Raw genomic sequence first — 17,538 nt, forward strand, 5'->3', positions numbered from 1 at the left:
CACTTGATCCGTGGACGGCCGGGCAGGTCACTTGCCCTGTGCGGGCCAGCAGGTGGGGTCGCCCTTGCACCACATGGTCTTCGTGACGGTGACCGTGACGGTGGGGTCGGGCCCGTTCGGAGGACGGTAAGTGGCGGGAGGGGTGGGGTTGTTGGTGGCGTCGCAGTTGCCGAGGCCGCTCACGTGGAACCACTGCTTGCCGCCGACGGTGGCGGTCAGGTCGCCGCGCACGCAGGCGCCGTCGACGGCGCGGGTGACCTTGCCCTTGACGACGATGTCCCGTCCGTCGTCGGTCTGGCCCTGGCAGTCGACGCTCGCGACGGTGTTCTCGGTCGGCGCGGGCGACCTGCCGGGGGTGTAGACCTTGCCGGCGTTGCCGTAGTTGGCGGTGCAGGTGAGCCACCGCACGTCCACGTTCTGCCGTTCGAGCTGCTTGGTCGCCGTCTGGTCGGTGGTGTACGCCACGGTGGCGGCGCTGAGTCCGTCCCCGGGTTCGCACGCGGTCGCACCGAACACCCCGGCCGCGCCCAGCCCGAGGGCCATCAGCACGCGCCTGCGCCCGGTCCGGCTCCTGATCCGCCTCAAAGCCCCCATGGACGGCAGCGTGCCACCGCGGGGCGCGGTGCGGTAGACCGCATGCGGCCATGAGCGGCACAACCACCCGAAGGAGTTCCGGGCCGGGCCGGGGCCGGTTCAGCCGAGGAGGAGCAGCCACTCCTGGAGTTCCACCAGGTTGCCCTCGGGGTCCTTGAGGTGGGCGACGCGCATCCGGTCGGTCATGGGGGCGGGGCCGTGCAGCACGGTCGCTCCGCGCGAGACGAGCTGCTCGCAGTAGGTGTCGAGGTCGTCCACCCGCAGCACCACCAGGGAGCGGTGTCCGGTGACGTCCTCGCCGATCTCGCCCAGTACCTCGGCCATCATCGCCCGGTCCTGGAGGGCGATGCCCGCCGAGCCGGTGACGGGGCTGAACTTCTCGTAGGGTCCCTCGGTCGCGCCCGACTGGGGCTTGAGGCAGAGGACCTCGGAGTAGAAGCGGTAGCAGGCGGCGAAGTCGGAGACGAGCAGCCGTACCTGGGCGAGTTCCATACGGATCTCCCGTGGGTGGGCGGGCGGTTGGTTCAGGACCAGCGGCCGGTGCGGGCCAGCAGCAGTGCGGCGGCCACGGTCCCGGCCGTCGACGTACGCAGCACCGTACGCCCGAGGTGGAACGTCCTCGCGCCCGCCTCGGTGAAGAGCGCCACCTCCCCGGGGGAGATCCCGCCCTCGGGGCCGACGACCAGGACGATCTCCCCGGAGGCGGGCAGTGCGGCGGTGGCGAACGGTTCGGTGCCCAGCTCGGTGTCCTCGTGCAGGACGGCGGCGAGGTCGGCTTTGGCGAGAAGTGCGGCAACCTGTCGGGTCGACATGGCGTCCGCGACCTCGGGGAAGCGCACCCGGCGGGACTGCTTGCCGGACTCGCGTGCGGTGGCGCGCCACTTGGCGAGCGCCTTGAGGCCCCGGTCGCCCTTCCACTGCGTGATGCAGCGGGAGGCGGCCCAGGGGACGATGCCGTCGACGCCGGTCTCCGTCATCGTCTCGACGGCCAGTTCGCCCCGGTCTCCCTTGGGCAGCGCCTGGACGACGGTGATCCGCGGCTGCTCCGCCTGCTCCTCGCTCACCGAGTCCATCCGGACGACGAGGCGGTCCTTGCCCTCGGTGTCGAGGACGACGCAGTCCGCCCAGCGCCCGGCCCCGTCGGTGAGGACGACGTCCTCGCCGGCGCGCAGCCGCTTCACGGACACGGCGTGCCGTCCTTCGGGTCCGTCGAGGACGTAGCGTCCGTCGCCGCCCGTGTCGAAGTGCTCGACCAGGAACACCGGTGCCGTCATCGGGCCGTGCCCCCGTCCGGGGAGTCGCCGGGCGACGACAACGCTGTCCTGGCGGCGGCGAGTTCGGCGACCAGCGCCTCCACCAGCTGTCCGGCGGGCAGGTCGCGCGCCATGCGGTGGCCCTGGCCCGCCCACAGCGCCATGCCCTGCGCGTCGGCCGCCTTGGCGGCGGCCTTGCGCAGCGGCGAGGTGAGGTGGTGGACGTCCGGGTACGCGGCGGGGGCGTAGGGGCCGTGCTCGCGCAGGAACCGGTTGACCAGGCCGCGGGCCGGGCGTCCGGAGAAGGCGCGGGTCAGCTCGGTCCGCACGAAGAGCGGGTTGGTCAGCGCGTCCTTGTGGACGGCGTTCGCGCCGGACTCGGGGGTGGCGAGGAAGGCGGTGCCGAGCTGGGCCGCGTCGGCGCCGGCGGCGAGGACGGCGGCGATCTGGCTGCCGCGCATGATGCCCCCGGCGGCGACGACCGGGATGTCCACGGCCTCGCGGACCTGGGCGACCAGCGAGAGCAGTCCGATGCCCGCGCGGTCCGTCTCCGGGTTGTCGCGGTGGGTGCCCTGGTGTCCGCCGGCCTCGACGCCCTGGGCGATCACGGCGGCGGCGCCCGCGCGCTGCACGGCGAGGGCCTCCTCTGCCGTGGTCGCGGTGACCAGGGTGAGGGTGCCGGCGCGGTTCAGGGACTCCAGCACGTCCTGGGCCGGGATGCCGAAGTGGAAGGAGACCACCGGCACCGGGTTGTCGAGCAGGACGGCGAGCTTGGCGTCGTAGCCGTCGTCACGGCCGCTGTCCGGGTCGCCGAGTTCGGTCTCGTACCAGGCCGCCTCACCGGCGAGCTGGTGGGCGTAGACCTCGACCGCCGAGGAGTCCGCGTACTCCGGCTGCGGCATGAACAGGTTGACGCCGAAGGGACGGCCGGTCAGCCCGCGCAGCTGTTTGATCTCCTGGTACATGCCGTCGGCCGTCTTGTACCCGGCGGCGAGGCATCCGAGCCCGCCCGCCTCGGACACGGCGGCCGCGAGCTGGGGGACGGAGACGCCGCCCGCCATGGGGGCCTGCACGATCGGGTGAGGGAAGAGATCGGTCAGCGCGGAGGACATGACGGCATGTTGTCACGTCCTCCGTACAAGTCCGAATCCGGCCGTCCGCTCGGTTACGGGGCGCGCGGCGGGCGGACACGGGGCGGGAACACCGCCCCGTGCCGCCTTCGCGTCAGCGACCGTTGAAGGCGTCCTTCAGCCGGGAGAAGAGCCCCTGCTGCCCGGGCTGGAACTGGCCGGTGGGCCGCTCCTCGCCGCGCAGCTGGGCGAGCTCGCGCATGACCCGCTCCTGCTCCGGGTCGAGCTTGGTGGGCGTGGTGACCTCGACGTGCACGATGAGGTCACCTCGGCCGCCGCCGCGCAGGTGCGTGACGCCCCGGCCGTGCAGCGGGATCGACTGGCCGGACTGCGTGCCCGGACGGATGTCGACCTCCTCCATGCCGTCGAGGGTCTCCAGCGGCACCTTGGTGCCGAGGGCCGCGGCCGTCATCGGGATCGTGACCGTGCAGTGCAGGTCGTCGCCGCGACGCTGGAACATCGAGTGCGGCAGCTCGTGGATCTCGACGTACAGGTCGCCGGCGGGGCCGCCGCCGGGGCCGACCTCGCCCTCGCCCGCGAGCTGGATCCGGGTGCCGTTGTCCACACCGGCCGGGATCTTGACGGTGAGGGTGCGGCGGGAGCGGACCCGGCCGTCGCCCGCGCACTCGGGGCACGGGGTCGGGACCACGGTGCCGAAGCCCTGGCACTGCGGACACGGCCGCGAGGTCATGACCTGGCCGAGGAAGGACCGCGTCACCTGGGACACCTCGCCGCGGCCGCGGCACATGTCACAGGTCTGCGCGGAGGTCCCGGGTGCGGCACCCTCGCCGTTACAGGTCGCGCAGACGACGGCGGTGTCGACCTGGATGTCCTTCGTGGTGCCGAAGGCCGCCTCGTCCAGCTCGATCTCCAGCCGGATCATGGCGTCCTGGCCGCGGCGGGTGCGCGAGCGCGGTCCGCGCTGCGACGCCGTGCCGAAGAAGGCGTCCATGATGTCCGAGAAGTTCCCGAAGCCGCCCGCGCCGAAGCCGCCGGCGCCTCCGCCCTGCTGGGACAGGGGGTCACCGCCGAGGTCGTAGACCTGCTTCTTCTGCGGGTCCGACAACACCTCGTAGGCGGCGTTGATCTCCTTGAAGCGCTCCTGCGTCTTCGGATCGGGATTGACGTCCGGATGCAGCTCGCGCGCGAGCCTCCGGAACGCCTTCTTGATCTCGTCCTGGGACGCGTCGCGGCGCACGCCGAGTACGGCGTAGTAGTCCGTGGCCACTTACGACTCCGCCAGGATCTGTCCGACGTACCGTGCCACCGCTCGTACCGCTCCCATCGTTCCCGGGTAATCCATGCGGGTCGGGCCGACCACGCCGAGTTTGGCTACTGCCTCGCCGCCCGAACCGTAGCCGACCGAGACCACGGACGTGGAGTTGAGTCCCTCATACGCGTTCTCATGACCGATTCGCACGGTCATGCTCGAATCCCCGGCCTCTCCAAGCAACTTGAGGAGCACGACCTGCTCCTCCAGCGCTTCGAGCACCGGACGGATGGTGAGAGGGAAGTCATGTCCGAAACGGGTGAGATTGGCGGTCCCGCCGATCATCAGCCGCTCCTCGGTCTCCTCGACGAGTGTCTCCAGCAGGGTGGAGAGCACAGTCGAGACCGTACCCCGGTCCTCCGCCTCGAAGGCATCCGGGAGGTCCTGCACGAGCTGCGGGACGTCCGCGAACGGGCGGCCCGCGATCCGGCTGTTGAGCCGGGCCCGCAGATCGGCGAGAGAAGTCTCACCGAACGGCACGAGGCAGTTGATCATGCGTTGCTCGACCCGGCCGGTGTCCGTGATCAGCACGAGCATCACGCGCGCCGGGGCGAGCGAGAGCAGTTCCACGTGCCGCACGGTCGAGCGGGTCAGCGAGGGGTACTGCACGACGGCGACCTGCCGGGTGAGCTGCGCGAGCAGCCGCACCGTCCGGCCGACGACGTCGTCGAGGTCGACGGCACCGTCCAGGAAGTTCTGGATGGCGCGCCGCTCGGGCGCGGTCATCGGCTTGACGCCCGCGAGCTTGTCGACGAAGAGCCGGTATCCCTTGTCCGTGGGGATACGTCCGGCACTGGTGTGCGGCTGGGCGATGTAGCCCTCGTCCTCCAGGACCGCCATGTCGTTGCGGACGGTCGCCGGCGAGACGCCGAGCCGGTGCCGCTCCGTGAGCGCCTTGGAACCGACCGGCTCCTCGGTGCCCACATAGTCCTGGACGATGGCGCGGAGCACCTCGAGCCTGCGTTCACTGAGCATCGCGCACACCTCCAGAAGTCGACTCCGTGGTCTTCGTGGCCTTCGTGGCTTTTCGCCTGGCACTCAGCGCGCCCGAGTGCCAGCGTTCCCCGGGTCAGTGTACGGCGGTGAGGCACGGCCCCGGCAAGGGCGGGCCTGCGATGTCGTGCGCGACACCCGGTCACCGCTAGCGTCGCCGTATGAGGCTGACTTGGGAAGAGCTGGGGTGGGAACGGGTGGCGCCCCGGATCGGCCGGCGGCGGCTTCCGGACTGGGACTGCACCGTGGGGCTCGTCGTCGGCGAGGACGCGGCGCTGATGATCGACGCGGGGTCGGGTGTCGCGGAGGGCGCGGCGCTGCGCGCGGACGCGGAGCGGCTGCTCGGCCCGGGGCGGCACGTGACGCACCTCGCACTCACCCACCCGCATTTCGACCATGTCTTCGGCGCCGCGGCGTTCACGGGCACCGGGATCTTCGTCGCGGACGGCTCGTCCGGGGTGTACGAGCACGGTCGCGAGGAACTGCGCGCGGACGCCGTGCGCAACGGGCTGGACCCCCGGGCGGCACAGGAGGCGGCCGACGCCCTCGTACGCCCCCAGCACGCCGTCCGGGGCACCCGGGACCTGGAACTCGGCGGCGGCGTCGAGGCGCGGCTCGTGCGGACGGGTGAGGGACACACCGCCCACGACCTCGTGGTCGTCGTGCCGGGCGACCCGGCGGTGGTGTTCTGCGGCGACCTGGTCGAGGAGTCCGGCGAGCCGCAGGCGGGCCCCGACGCCGTCCCGTCCCGCTGGCCCGGGGCGCTCGACCGGCTGCTCGCGCTCGGCGGGCGGGACGCTGTGTACGTGCCCGGCCACGGAGCGCTGGTGGACGCCGCGTTCGTCCGCTCGCAGCGGGACGAGCTGGCCGCGCGTTTCGGCGTGTCGCGGTGAGCCCCGGCGCGCTTCTCCTATCGTCATGCGAATGCGCCAGTACTCTCCGGACCTGACCCCGCCGTGGAAGAAGCCCAAGCCCGTCCCCGAGGTCCCGGCGGACCCGGGTCTGGTGGTCGAGGAGCCCGGCACCGGTTTCTGCGGCGCGGTGATCGGCTGCGAGGCGGGCACGGTGACCCTGGAGGACCGCTTCGGCAAGCACCGGGTGTTCCCCATGGAGCCGCGCGGCTTCCTGCTGGAGGGCAGGGTGGTGACGCTGGTCCGCCCGACGTCCTCGGCACCCGTACGTCCCAGCCGTACCGCGTCCGGCTCCGTGGCCGTGCCCGGCGCCCGCGCCCGCGTCGCGCGGGCCGGCCGCATCTACGTGGAGGGCCGCCACGACGCCGAACTGGTCGAGCGGGTCTGGGGCGACGACCTGCGTGTCGAGGGCGTCGTCGTGGAGTACCTGGAGGGCGTCGACGACCTTCCCGCGATCGTCGAGGAGTTCGCGCCGGGCCCGGACGCCCGGCTCGGCGTGCTCGTCGACCACCTGGTGCCCGGCTCGAAGGAGTCCCGGATCGCCGCGGCGGTGACGAGCGAGCACGCCCTGGTACTCGGCCACCCCTACATCGACATCTGGGAGGCCGTGAAGCCGTCCTCCGTGGGCATCCCGGGCTGGCCCCGGGTGCCGCGCGGCGAGGACTGGAAGACGGGCGTGTGCCGGGCCCTGGGCTGGCCGGAGAACACCGGCGCGGCCTGGCAGCACATCCTGTCCCGGGTGCACTCCTACAAGGACCTCCAGCCCGAACTCCTGGGCCGGGTCGAGGAGCTGATCGACTTCGTCACGGCGCCGGAGTAGCCGGGAACGCGGCCGGGCCGGTCGGCCCGGCCGCTCGTCCGGTGGCGTCCGGGGCTGCGGTGGCTTGCGGCGTCGTCCGGTCAGTCGACCAGGTCCCGGACGACCGCGTCCGCGAGGAGGCGTCCGCGCAGGGTGAGGACGGCGCGGCCGTCGTCGTACGGGCCCGGTTCGAGGAGGCCCTCGGACAGGGCGCGACGGGAGGCCGTGAGGCCGTCGGGACGGAGCAGCGAGAGCGGGCAGCCCTCGCGCAGCCGCAGTTCGAGCAGGATGCGCTCGACGCGGCGGTCCTCGCCGGAGAGGAGTTCGCGCCCGGCGCCCGGGGAGCGGCCGGAGGCCAGCGCCGCCGCGTAGGCCCCGGGGTGCTTCACGTTCCACCAGCGGACGCCGCCGACGTGGCTGTGGGCGCCGGGGCCCGCGCCCCACCAGTCGGCGCCGCGCCAGTACAGCTCGTTGTGCAGACAGCGGGCCGCCTCGGAGGTGGCCCAGTTCGACACCTCGTACCAGTCGAAGCCCGCCTTGGCCATCACCTCGTCGGCGATGAGGTACCGGTCGGCGTGGACGTCGTCGTCGGTCATCGGGACCTCGCCGCGGCGGATGCGGCGGGCGAGCTGGGTGCCCTCCTCGACGATGAGCGCGTAGGCCGAGACGTGGTCGGGGCCGGCGCCGAGGGCCGCTTCGAGGGAGGCCCGCCAGTCGTCGTCCGACTCCCCCGGGGTGCCGTAGATCAGGTCGAGGTTCACATGCTCGAAGCCGGCCGCGCGGGCCTCCGCGACGCAGGCCTCGGGGCGGCCGGGGGTGTGGGTGCGGTCCAGCACCTTCAGCACGTGCTGCCGGGCGCTCTGCATACCGAAGGAGACACGGTTGAAGCCGCCGGCGCGGAGCGTCGCGAGGTACTCCGGGTCGACCGACTCCGGGTTCGCCTCCGTGGTGATCTCCGCGTCGTCCGCGAGACCGAACTCGTCACGGATCGCCCCCAGCATCCGGACGAGGTCGTCGGCGGCCAGCAGGGTGGGCGTGCCGCCCCCGACGAAGACGGTGCGGACGGGACGGGGGTCGTCGCCGAGGACCTTGCGGGCGAGGCGGACCTCGTCGGTCAGGGTGTCCGCGTAGTTGTCGCGGGAGGCGAGCACGCCTCCGGTGCCCCGCAGCTCGGTCGCCGTGTAGGTGTTGAAGTCGCAGTACCCGCAGCGGGTCGCGCAGTACGGAACGTGGAGGTAGAACCCGAGGGGCCGCTCGGCCGCCCCGGCCAGGGCGTGCGCGGGCAGCGCCCCGTCGTCGGGGACGGGCTCGCCGTCGGGGAGTGCGGAAGGCATGCGTTCCATTGTCCAGCACGGGCGGAGTGAACGGTCCCGGCCTGTGGACGGGCCGCGCGCTCCTGGTCGCGCGGCCGTCGACGGGGCGTGGACCGGGGACTACTCGGCCTGGAGCACCAGCAGGGCCATGTCGTCCTCCGGCGGGCGGCTCCCGAACTCGTGGACGAGTCCGCGGATGCGTTCCGCGATCAGCTCGGCGTTCAGGCCCGTACACCCCGTGAGGGCGTGCGCGAGCCCGTCGTCGTCGTCGAACTGCCGGGTCCCCTCACGCCGCTCCGTCACGCCGTCGGTCACGCACAGCAGGGTGTCGCCGGGGTGCAGGTCGAAGGACTCGGAGGTGTAGCCGGGGTCCTCGAAGACGCCGAGCAGGGTCTGCGGCCGGGCCACCTCCCGTACGTCGCCGTCGGGGGCCAGCAGCAGCGGCAGCGGGTGTCCGGCCGAGGCGAGGGTGCAGCGTACGCCGCCCTCGAAGGGGACCAGTTCGCCGTAGAGCATGGACAGGAAGCGGGTCTGCGGGCCGAGGTCGGTGCCGAGTCCGGGCCCGCCGGCCGCCACGAGCGCGCGGGCCGCCGCGTCGGCGGCCTCGGTGGCGTCGTCGAGGAGGAGCTGGTTGAGGCGGTCGAGGACGTCCGCCACGTCGTAGCGCTCGCGGGCCAGCAGCCGCAGCCAGGGCCGGGCGAGGCCGATCACGACGGCGGCCTCGGGGCCCTTGCCCTGGACGTCGCCGACGGCGAAGCACCAGCGGCCGTCCCCGGCCGGGAACACGTCGTAGAAGTCGCCGCTGGGGCCGCCCTTGTCGAGCGGCTCGTAGACGAGGGCGCTGCGCACGCCCGGGATCTCGGCGACCGCGCCGGGCAGCAGCCCGCGTTGCAGGACCCGGCTGATGGTGGCCTGGCGCGCGTACTGGCGGGCCGCGCCGATGGCGAGCGCGATCCGGCGGCTCAGGTCCTCGACGAGCCCGGTGACCTCGTCGGCGAAACCGGCGGGTCCGGCCCGTCCGATGACGAGCGTGCCCAGCGGACGGCCGCCCGCGATCAGCCGGTACGCCAGGGCCGCGCCGCTCGCTCCGCGCGGGCCCAGCGCCTCGCCGGGCCAGGGCACGGGGACGGCGCGGGACCGGACCGCGTCGGGCAGCCGCGGCGGGTCCTTCTCCAGGGCGTCGCGCAGGTCCTCGATGAGGTTCTCGCTGCCGTGCCAGACGCGGGCCAGCCGGGGTCCGAGGGCGAGCCCGAGTCCGCCCGCCCGGTCGGTGGCCTCGTCCTCCAGCCACACCGCGCACCAGTCGGCGAGCCGCGGGACGAGGAGCTGTCCGGCGAGCGCGGCGACGAGGTCCTCGTCGAGCTGCCCGGCCAGCAGGTCGGAGGCCTCGGCGAGGAAGGAGAGGGCCCCGCGGTCGAGCCAGTCCCGCCCCTCGGAGGGGTTCCGCGCGCCGCCGGTGGCGGATGCCCCGTGGGCGGTGCCGCCCGGGACGGACGCTCCGGGCGCCCCCGTGACGGGCGCCGCGAACACGGACGCGGTCGAGGTGGGGCCGGCCGGGCCCCGTCGACCGGGGCCGCGTGTGCCGGCGAGGGGGTTCCCGGAGGCGCCACCGGCCGGCGACGCCTCCGTGCCGGGTGTCCCTCCGGTACCCGCGACGCCGTCCGTCCCCGTGTGGCCGCTCCTCCCGGCGAGGCCGTTCCCCGCCGCGGACGCGTCCGCCGAGGACCGGGCGTCTGCCGCGAACGCGTCGGCGCCGGGCAGCGCGTCGGCGCCCCCGTCGAGCAGCAGGCGCGCCCACACCGTCTTGACGCCCGGGCGGTAGGTGATCCCCCAGGCCTCGGAGAGGGCGGAGACGAGTCGAAGGCCCCGCCCGTACTCCGGTGTCCCGTAGGGGCGTTCGGGGCTGTCGTCGCGTATCGCGCGGGCGGGGTGGTGATCGGTGACCTCGACGACCAGCGGGCCGGGCGGGCCGTCGGGCGCGTGCTCCAGGCGGCACAGCAGCTCGACGTCGGTGCCCGCGTGGACGACGGCGTTGGTGACGAGTTCGCTCACCACCACGGCGGCGTCGCCGGTGAGGCGGTCGTCGATGATCTCGGCGCCGGGCAGGGCCAGTTCGGCCCAGCCCACGAGCGTGTCGCGGAGGTAGCGACGGGCGGCTCCAGGGGCGAGCGGAGTGCCCGGCAGGGTCGTACGGGCCACGGTGTCCTGGCCGGCTCGGTGGTGCGCGGGCGCACCCGGAGCGCACGCCATGGACTCGCGTTGCGTCGGAATGGCCCCCACGGTGCGGCTCCCTGAGCAGTTCGGACGAATACACCTCAGCCGGTGCGGACAGGGTGACAGACTGACCGCGCCCATAAGCGTCGAGTCACCGAAGTGGGCCGTCATGAGTGAGAACAGTGGTATGCATGTGCTCGAAGACGGACAGATTCGAGCATCGGACCTGCGTCCCCTGCTCGCCGCGATGACCGCGGCGCGGGACGGCGACTTCAGCAAGGTGCCGGAGACGGCACACGGTCTGGTCGCCGAGCTGAACGCGACGTTCAACCAGATCATGGACCGCAGTTCGCACTTCAACTCCGAGGTGCAGCGCGTCCGCAGGGAGCTGATCCGCCACGGACGGCTCGACGAGCGGCTCGCGGCCAGCCCCGGCGGCGGCAAGTGGACGACGCGCGTGGACGACGTGAACCAGCTGCTCGACGCGCTGGTGGCGCCCGCGGCGAACGCGACCCGCGTGCTCGACGCGGTGGCCGGCGGCGATCTGACCCAACGCGTCGACCTGCACGACGGCAACCGTCAACTGCGCGGCGACCTGCGCCGGCTGGGGCGCGCCGTGAACAAGATGGTCGACCAGCTCTCCCTGTTCACCGGCGAGGTCACCCGGGTCGCCCGCGAGGTCGGCACCGAGGGGCGGCTCGGCGGCCGCGCCAAGGCGACCGGCCTGTCCGGGAGTTGGCGGGACGTGACCGAGGCGGTCAACACGATGGCGTCGCGGCTGACGGCCCAGGTGCGGGACATCGCCCTGGTGACCACGGCGGTGGCGCGCGGCGACCTGACCCGTACGGTGACGGTCGAGGCGACCGGTGAGCTGCTGGAACTGAAGCTCACCGTGAACACGATGGTCGACCAGCTCTCCGCCTTCGCCGACGAGGTCACCCGGGTGGCCCGCGAGGTCGGTACCGAGGGGCGGCTCGGCGGCCGGGCGCAGGTGCGGGGGGTGTCGGGGGTCTGGAAGGACCTCACCGACAACGTCAACTTCATGGCGTCCAACCTGACGTCACAGGTTCGAAATATCGCACAGGTCACCACGGCGGTCGCCAACGGTGACCTCAGTCAGAAGATCACGGTCGACGCGCAGGGCGAGATCCTCGAACTCAAGTCGACCATCAACACCATGGTCGACCAGCTCTCCGCCTTCGCCGACGAGGTCACCCGCGTCGCCCGCGAGGTCGGCACCGAGGGCAACCTCGGCGGCCGGGCCCAGGTGCGGGGCGTGTCGGGGGTCTGGAAGGACCTCACCGACAACGTCAACTTCATGGCGGACAACCTGACCTCGCAGGTCCGCAACATCGCCCTCGTCTCCACCGCCGTGGCGCAGGGCGACCTCGGCAAGAAGATCACCGTCGAGGCGAAGGGCGAGATCCTCGAACTCAAGTCGACCATCAACACCATGGTCGACCAGCTCTCCGCCTTCGCCGACGAGGTCACCCGCGTCGCCCGCGAGGTCGGCACCGAGGGCAACCTCGGCGGCCAGGCGCAGGTGCGGGGCGTGTCGGGCGTCTGGAAGGACCTCACCGACAACGTCAACTTCATGGCCCTGAACCTGACCTCCCAGGTCCGCAACATCGCGCAGGTCACCACCGCCGTCGCCAACGGCGACCTGTCCAAGAAGATCACCGTCGACGCCCGGGGCGAGATCCTGGAGCTGAAGGACACCGTCAACACGATGGTGGAACAACTGCGCGCGTTCGCCGACGAGGTGACCCGGGTGGCGCGCGAGGTCGGCACGGACGGACGGCTCGGCGGGCGCGCCCAGGTCCTCGGGGTCTCGGGCGTCTGGCGGGACCTGACCGACAACGTCAACTACATGGCCGACAACCTGACCTCCCAGGTCCGCAACATCGCGCAGGTGGCCACGGCGGTGGCGCAGGGCGACCTGTCGAAGAAGATCGACGTGGACGCCCGCGGCGAGATCCTCGAACTGAAGACGACGATCAACACGATGGTGGACACCCTGTCGTCGTTCTCCTCGGAGGTCACCCGGGTGGCCCGCGAGGTGGGTTCGGAGGGCCGGCTCGGCGGCCAGGCACGGGTCGAGGGCGTGTACGGCACCTGGAAGCGCCTGACGACGAACGTGAACGAACTCGCCTCCAACCTCACCACCCAGGTCCGCGCGATCGCCGAGGTGGCGTCCGCGGTGGCCCAGGGCGACATGTCCCGCTCCATCACCGTGGAGACACAGGGCGAGGTCGCCGAACTGAAGGACAACATCAACCTGATGGTGGCCAACCTGCGCGAGACGACCCGCGCGAAGGACTGGCTGGAGTCGAACCTCGCCCGCCTCGCCGCGCTGATGCAGGGCCACCGCGACCTGATGGAGGTCGCCGACCTGATCCTGCGCGAGCTGACCCCGCTGGTGAACGCGCAGTACGGCGCCTTCTTCCTCGCCGACCCCGAGGAGGACGAACCCGCGCTGCGCACGGCCGTGCCCGCCAAGGGACTCGCCTTCATCGCCGGGTACGGCGCGGCGCAGGGCGCGACCGTCGACACCGGGGGCATGCCGGTGCACGGCCTGGTCCGGCAGGCGGCCCGCGAGAAGAAGCGGATCCTCGTCGAGGAGGCCCCGCCCGACTACATCAAGATCAACAGCGGGCTCGGGGAAGCGGCTCCGGCCAGCGTCGTCATCATCCCGATCCTCTTCGAGGACAAGCTCCTCGGCGTCATCGAACTCGCCTCGTTCTCCCGCTTCTCCGACGTCCACCTCGCCTTCTTCGACCAGTTCGTGAACACCATCGGCGTCGCCATCAACACGATCATCGCCAACTCCCGTACGGAGTCCCTGCTCGGCGAGTCCCAGCGGCTCGCCGTCCAGCTCCAGGACCGCTCCGACGAACTCCAGTCACAACAGGCGGAGTTGCAGCGGTCCAACGCCGAACTGGAGGAGAAGGCGGCCCTCCTCGCGACCAGCTCGCAGTACAAGTCGGAGTTCCTGGCGAACATGTCGCACGAGCTGCGCACGCCGCTCAACTCCCTGCTGATCCTGGCCCGGTTGCTGTCCGACAACCCCGACGGCCGCCTCTCCGACCAGGAGGTGCAGTTCGCGACGACCATCCACCGCTCGGGCTCGGACCTCCTCCAGCTCATCAACGACATCCTCGACCTGTCGAAGATCGAGGCCGGCCGGATGGACGTACGCCCCAAGAGGCTGCCGCTCATCAAGCTCCTCGACTACGTCCACGCCACCTTCCGCCCGCTCACCCACGACCGGGGGCTCGCCTTCGAGGTGGCGGTCGGCGAGGACGTGCCGCGCGAGATGTGGTCCGACGAGCAGCGCCTCCAGCAGATCCTGCGCAACCTGCTCTCCAACGCCATCAAGTTCACCGCGAGCGGCCGCGTCGAACTGCGCGTCGACCGCGTCGCGGACCCCGACCGCGCCCGCGACAGCGGCGACACCGTGATCGCCTTCGCCGTCTCCGACACCGGCATCGGCATCGCGCCGGAGAAACTCCCGGTGATCTTCGAGGCGTTCCAGCAGGCCGACGGCACCACCAACCGCAAGTACGGCGGCACGGGCCTCGGGCTGTCCATCAGCCGGGAGATCGCCGGGCTGCTCGGCGGCCGTATCGTGGCCGAGAGCACGCCCGGCAAGGGCTCCGCCTTCACGCTGTACGTGCCGGTGCTGAGCCCCGGGAACGCGGCGACGGGACCGGCCCGAGAGGCCCATCTCGTCGCGTTCCCGGAGCAGTTGTCGACCGAGCCCTACACGGTCCACGACACCGACGACACCTGGCCGACCCCCACCAAACTGGAGGCCTGGCAGGCGGGCAGGGCGGGCAGGGTCCTGCCGGGCAGACGGGTGCTGATCGTGGACGACGACATCCGCAACGTGTTCGCGCTGACCCAGGTGCTCGGTCGGGTCGGCATGCCCGTGCTGTACGCGGAGAACGGCCGCGAGGGCGTCGAGACGCTGGAGCGCAATCCCGACGTCGAACTGGTGCTGATGGACATCATGATGCCGGAGATGGACGGCTACGAGACGATCTCCGCCATCCGCCGCACACCCCGCTGGGCGGGGCTGCCCATCGTCGCGCTGACCGCGAAGGCGATGCCCGGCGACCGCGAGAAGTCCATCGCGCGGGGCGCCAACGACTACGTTCCCAAGCCGGTGGACGTCGACCAACTCCTCACCGTCGTCTGCGCCCTCCTCGATCCCGAGGGCACGGACGACGACGGGGAGCGGGACGCCCCCGGTGCCGCGGAACCCGAGAGGCGCGCCACGGGCCCGGGCGCGGTCGCCGCCGAACCGGCGGTGGACGCGGCACGGGGGCGGGGCGCCGACAGAACGCGGACCGAGTGAGGCACCGTCATCATGAGTGAGGCAACGAACGGCGAGCGCGCGAGCATCCTCCTGGTCGACGACATGGAGGACAACCTGATCGCCCTGGAGGCGGTCCTCGGCTCCCTCAACGAGCCGCTGGTACGGGCGCGTTCGGGCGAGGAGGCGATGAAGGCACTGCTGCGGCAGCGGTTCGCCGTCGTGCTGCTCGACATCCGGATGCCGGGCATGGACGGCTTCGAGACGGCCGCGAACATCAAGCGGCTCGACCAGACGAAGGACGTCCCCATCATCTTCCTGACGGGCACGGACGCCGACGCGGGCTATGCCTTCCGCGGGTACGCGACCGGAGCCGCCGACTATCTGACGAAGCCGTTCGACCCGTGGGTGCTGCGCGCCAAGGTCACCGTCTTTCTCGATCTGCACCGGAAGAACCGGCAGTTGGAGCGTCTGCTCGCCCGCGAGGAGGAACGGTTCGACGAACTCGCCGACCGGCTGCGCGGGATCGAGACACAGCTCGCGGCCGGCACCCTCAAGGACGCCGCCGAAGTCCGAGAGCAGCTGCGGCAGCTGGAGGCGCTGCTGAGGGACATGCGCCGGAACCCGACCTAGCGCCGGCTGCCGCGCCCGTGCCCGCACACGACTCCGCCCCCGGCGGACCGGGGGCGGAGAGGACGGCCGACGCGAGACCGGGCCAGGGACTACGCCTCGCGGGTGCCCGCGTACATCTCGTCGATCAGGTGCTTGTACTCCCGCTCGACGACCGGGCGCTTGAGCTTGAGGCTCGGGGTGATCTCGCCGTGCTCGACGTCCAGGTCGCGGGGCAGGAGACGGAACTTCTTGATGGTCTGCCAGCGCTGGAGACCCTCGTTGAGCTCCTTCACGTAACCCTCGACCATGGCGACCGTCGTGGGCGCGGCGACGACCTCGGCGTACGACCTGCGCTCCAGGCCGTTGTCCTTCGCCCACTCCATGATCGACGGTTCGTCGAGCGCGATGAGGGCGGTGCAGAAGTTCCGGTCGGCGCCGTGCACGAGGATGTTGGAGACGTACGGGCAGACCGCCTTGAACTGGCCCTCGACCTCCGCGGGCGCGATGTACTTGCCGCCCGAGGTCTTGATCAGGTCCTTCTTGCGGTCGGTGATCCGCAGGTAACCGTCCGGGGACAGCTCGCCGATGTCGCCGGTGTGGAACCAGCCGTCGGCCTCCAGCACCTCGGCCGTCTTCTCGGGCAGCCCGTGGTAGCCCTCCATGATGCCGGGGCCGCGCAGCAGGATCTCGCCGTCGTCCGCGATGCGCACCTCGGTGCCGGGGAGCGGCTTGCCGACCGTGCCGGTGCGGTAGGCCTCGCCCGGGTTCACGAAGGAGGCGGCGGAGGACTCGGTGAGTCCGTACCCCTCCAGGATATGGATGCCGGCGCCGGCGAAGAAGTAGCCGATCTCGGGCGCGAGGGCCGCTGAGCCGGAGACGCAGGCGCGCAGGTTGCCGCCGAAGGCCTCGCGGATCTTGGCGAAGACGAGCGTGTCGGCGACCTTGTGCTTGGCGCCGAGCGCGAACGGCACCGAGGCGGAGCCGGTTCGGCGGAAGTTGTCCTGGCTGACCTTCGCGTACTCGCGGGACACCTCGGCGGCCCACTGGAAGATCTTGTACTTGGCGCCGCCGCCGGCCCGCGCCTTGGCCGCGACCCCGTTGTAGACCTTCTCGAAGATGCGCGGGACGGCCGCCATGTACGTCGGCTGCACCACCGGCAGGTTCTCGATGATCTTGTCGACGCGGCCGTCGACGGCGGTCACGTGCCCGGCCTCGATCTGGCCGGAGATGAGGACCTTGCCGAAGACGTGCGCGAGCGGCAGCCACAGGTACTGCACGTCGTCCTGGCCGACCAGACCGGTGGAGGCGATCGCCTTCGCCATGTACGACCAGTTGTCGTGCGGCAGCCGGACACCCTTGGGGCGGCCGGTGGTGCCGGACGTGTAGATGAGGGTGGCGAGCTGGTCGGCGGTGATCGCGCCGACGCGCTCCTTGATCAGCTCGGGGTGCTTCTCCAGGTAGGCGGCGCCGCGCTTCTCCAGGTCGGCGAGCGTGAGGACCCAGTCGTCGCTCTCCACACCCTCGCCGTCGATGACCACGACGTGGCCGAGCTCGGGAAGGTCCGCCCGCTTGTCCCGAGCCTTGGCGAGCTGGGCGGCGTCCTCCGCGAGGAGCACCCTGCTCGCGGAGTCGGAGAGGATGAACGCCGACTCCTCGGCGTTGGTCTGCGGGTACACGGTCGTGGTGGCCGCGCCGGCGCACAGGATGCCCAGGTCGGCGAGGATCCACTCGACCCGGGTGGAGGAGGCGAGCGCGACGCGCTGCTCGGGCTCCACACCGAGTTCGATGAGACCGGCGGCGATGGCGAAGACCCGCTCGGCGGCCTCGCCCCAGCTCAGTGACTTCCACTCGTCGGGGCCGTCACCCGCGGCCGGTACCGGGTAGCGGTAGGCCTCGGCGTCCGGTGTGGCCGCGACGCGCTCCAGGAAGAGGGCCGCGACGGACGGCGGACGGTTCTCGATCAGGGTCTGTGTGTCGCTCACGACATCCTCCGGGGCCCGCGGCGTTGCGGCTGGCTCAATTGCGGCTGTTGTTTAACTCGCGAGTAACTACCGAGCAGAGATCAGAGTAGAACGCGCCCGGCCGGTGCGTAAGAGGCGGCGGCCCGCCACTTCGACCAGGACACACTCCG

13 protein-coding genes are annotated in these 17,538 nt (G+C 71.9%); 4 read left to right on the forward strand and 9 right to left on the reverse strand.

The annotated features are described in order from the left end of the window. Positions 1-27: 27 nt before the first annotated feature. The 6 genes from AB0C62_RS15050 to hrcA all read right to left on the reverse strand — a co-directional run bounded on the left by AB0C62_RS15050 (position 28) and on the right by hrcA (position 5,222). The gene (locus AB0C62_RS15050) at positions 28-543 is read right to left on the reverse strand and encodes a hypothetical protein (protein WP_362973203.1); all 516 of its coding nucleotides are present in this window, start codon (positions 541-543) and stop codon (positions 28-30) included. 150 nt (positions 544-693) lie between these two features. After that, positions 694-1,086 (reverse strand): VOC family protein, encoded by a 393-nt coding sequence (locus tag AB0C62_RS15055; RefSeq protein WP_362973119.1) that lies wholly within the window; start codon positions 1,084-1,086, stop codon positions 694-696. Positions 1,087-1,118: 32 nt separating this feature from the next. Further along, positions 1,119-1,868, reverse strand: coding sequence for a 16S rRNA (uracil(1498)-N(3))-methyltransferase (locus tag AB0C62_RS15060; protein ID WP_362973121.1), 750 nt, complete (start codon positions 1,866-1,868; stop codon positions 1,119-1,121). Continuing rightward, positions 1,865-2,959, reverse strand: a complete 1,095-nt coding sequence (locus tag AB0C62_RS15065; RefSeq protein WP_362973123.1) for a nitronate monooxygenase — start codon at positions 2,957-2,959, stop codon at positions 1,865-1,867. The genes AB0C62_RS15060 and AB0C62_RS15065 overlap by 4 nt, the downstream gene beginning before the upstream one ends. 112 nt (positions 2,960-3,071) lie before the next feature. Then, the gene (dnaJ, locus tag AB0C62_RS15070; protein ID WP_362973125.1) at positions 3,072-4,205 is read right to left on the reverse strand and encodes a molecular chaperone DnaJ; all 1,134 of its coding nucleotides are present in this window, start codon (positions 4,203-4,205) and stop codon (positions 3,072-3,074) included. Then, positions 4,206-5,222 (reverse strand): heat-inducible transcriptional repressor HrcA, encoded by a 1,017-nt coding sequence (gene hrcA / locus AB0C62_RS15075; protein ID WP_362973126.1) that lies wholly within the window; start codon positions 5,220-5,222, stop codon positions 4,206-4,208. A gap of 179 nt (positions 5,223-5,401) precedes the next feature. Here hrcA and AB0C62_RS15080 point away from each other — a divergent pair, with 179 nt between their 5' ends. After that, positions 5,402-6,133 (forward strand): MBL fold metallo-hydrolase, encoded by a 732-nt coding sequence (locus AB0C62_RS15080; RefSeq protein WP_362973128.1) that lies wholly within the window; start codon positions 5,402-5,404, stop codon positions 6,131-6,133. Between the two features lie 31 nt (positions 6,134-6,164). Beyond that, complete coding sequence (locus AB0C62_RS15085) at positions 6,165-6,971, forward strand: DUF3097 domain-containing protein (protein WP_362973130.1); 807 nt, start codon at positions 6,165-6,167, stop codon at positions 6,969-6,971. Between the two features lie 80 nt (positions 6,972-7,051). On the opposite strand, the gene hemW is transcribed toward AB0C62_RS15085, so the two are convergent. Together hemW and AB0C62_RS15095 are read right to left on the reverse strand one after the other, a co-directional pair. Beyond that, the gene (gene hemW / locus AB0C62_RS15090; protein ID WP_362973132.1) at positions 7,052-8,284 is read right to left on the reverse strand and encodes a radical SAM family heme chaperone HemW; all 1,233 of its coding nucleotides are present in this window, start codon (positions 8,282-8,284) and stop codon (positions 7,052-7,054) included. Positions 8,285-8,383: 99 nt separating this feature from the next. After that, entirely contained in the window at positions 8,384-10,543 is a 2,160-nt protein-coding gene (locus AB0C62_RS15095) for a SpoIIE family protein phosphatase (RefSeq protein ID WP_362973134.1), read from the reverse strand. A gap of 103 nt (positions 10,544-10,646) precedes the next feature. On the opposite strand from AB0C62_RS15095, the gene AB0C62_RS15100 reads away from it, so the two are divergent. Next, complete coding sequence (locus tag AB0C62_RS15100; RefSeq protein ID WP_362973136.1) at positions 10,647-14,837, forward strand: HAMP domain-containing protein; 4,191 nt, start codon at positions 10,647-10,649, stop codon at positions 14,835-14,837. 9 nt (positions 14,838-14,846) lie between these two features. After that, entirely contained in the window at positions 14,847-15,428 is a 582-nt protein-coding gene (locus AB0C62_RS15105) for a response regulator (RefSeq protein WP_362973205.1), read from the forward strand. A gap of 89 nt (positions 15,429-15,517) precedes the next feature. Here AB0C62_RS15105 and AB0C62_RS15110 read toward each other — a convergent pair whose 3' ends face one another. After that, entirely contained in the window at positions 15,518-17,389 is a 1,872-nt protein-coding gene (locus tag AB0C62_RS15110) for an AMP-dependent synthetase/ligase (protein WP_362973137.1), read from the reverse strand. Between the last annotated feature and the right edge of the window lie 149 nt (positions 17,390-17,538).

The organism is Streptomyces sp. NPDC048643 (genome assembly GCF_040650615.1).
Taxonomy (GTDB): Bacteria; Actinomycetota; Actinomycetes; order Streptomycetales; family Streptomycetaceae; genus Streptomyces.

Excerpts from the sequence above, each read along its gene's own strand:
- AB0C62_RS15050 (WP_362973203.1), bottom strand. The coding sequence starts at position 543 with ATGGCCCTCGGGCTGGGCGCGGCCGGGGTGTTCGGTGCGACCGCGTGC.
- AB0C62_RS15055 (WP_362973119.1), bottom strand. The coding sequence starts at position 1,086 with ATGGAACTCGCCCAGGTACGGCTGCTCGTCTCCGACTTCGCCGCCTGC.
- hrcA (WP_362973126.1), bottom strand. The coding sequence starts at position 5,222 with ATGCTCAGTGAACGCAGGCTCGAGGTGCTCCGCGCCATCGTCCAGGAC.
- AB0C62_RS15085 (WP_362973130.1), top strand. The coding sequence starts at position 6,165 with ATGCGCCAGTACTCTCCGGACCTGACCCCGCCGTGGAAGAAGCCCAAG.
- hemW (WP_362973132.1), bottom strand. The coding sequence starts at position 8,284 with ATGCCTTCCGCACTCCCCGACGGCGAGCCCGTCCCCGACGACGGGGCG.
- AB0C62_RS15065 (WP_362973123.1), bottom strand. The coding sequence starts at position 2,959 with ATGTCCTCCGCGCTGACCGATCTCTTCCCTCACCCGATCGTGCAGGCC.
- AB0C62_RS15060 (WP_362973121.1), bottom strand. The coding sequence starts at position 1,868 with ATGACGGCACCGGTGTTCCTGGTCGAGCACTTCGACACGGGCGGCGAC.
- AB0C62_RS15080 (WP_362973128.1), top strand. The coding sequence starts at position 5,402 with ATGAGGCTGACTTGGGAAGAGCTGGGGTGGGAACGGGTGGCGCCCCGG.
- AB0C62_RS15100 (WP_362973136.1), top strand. The coding sequence starts at position 10,647 with ATGAGTGAGAACAGTGGTATGCATGTGCTCGAAGACGGACAGATTCGA.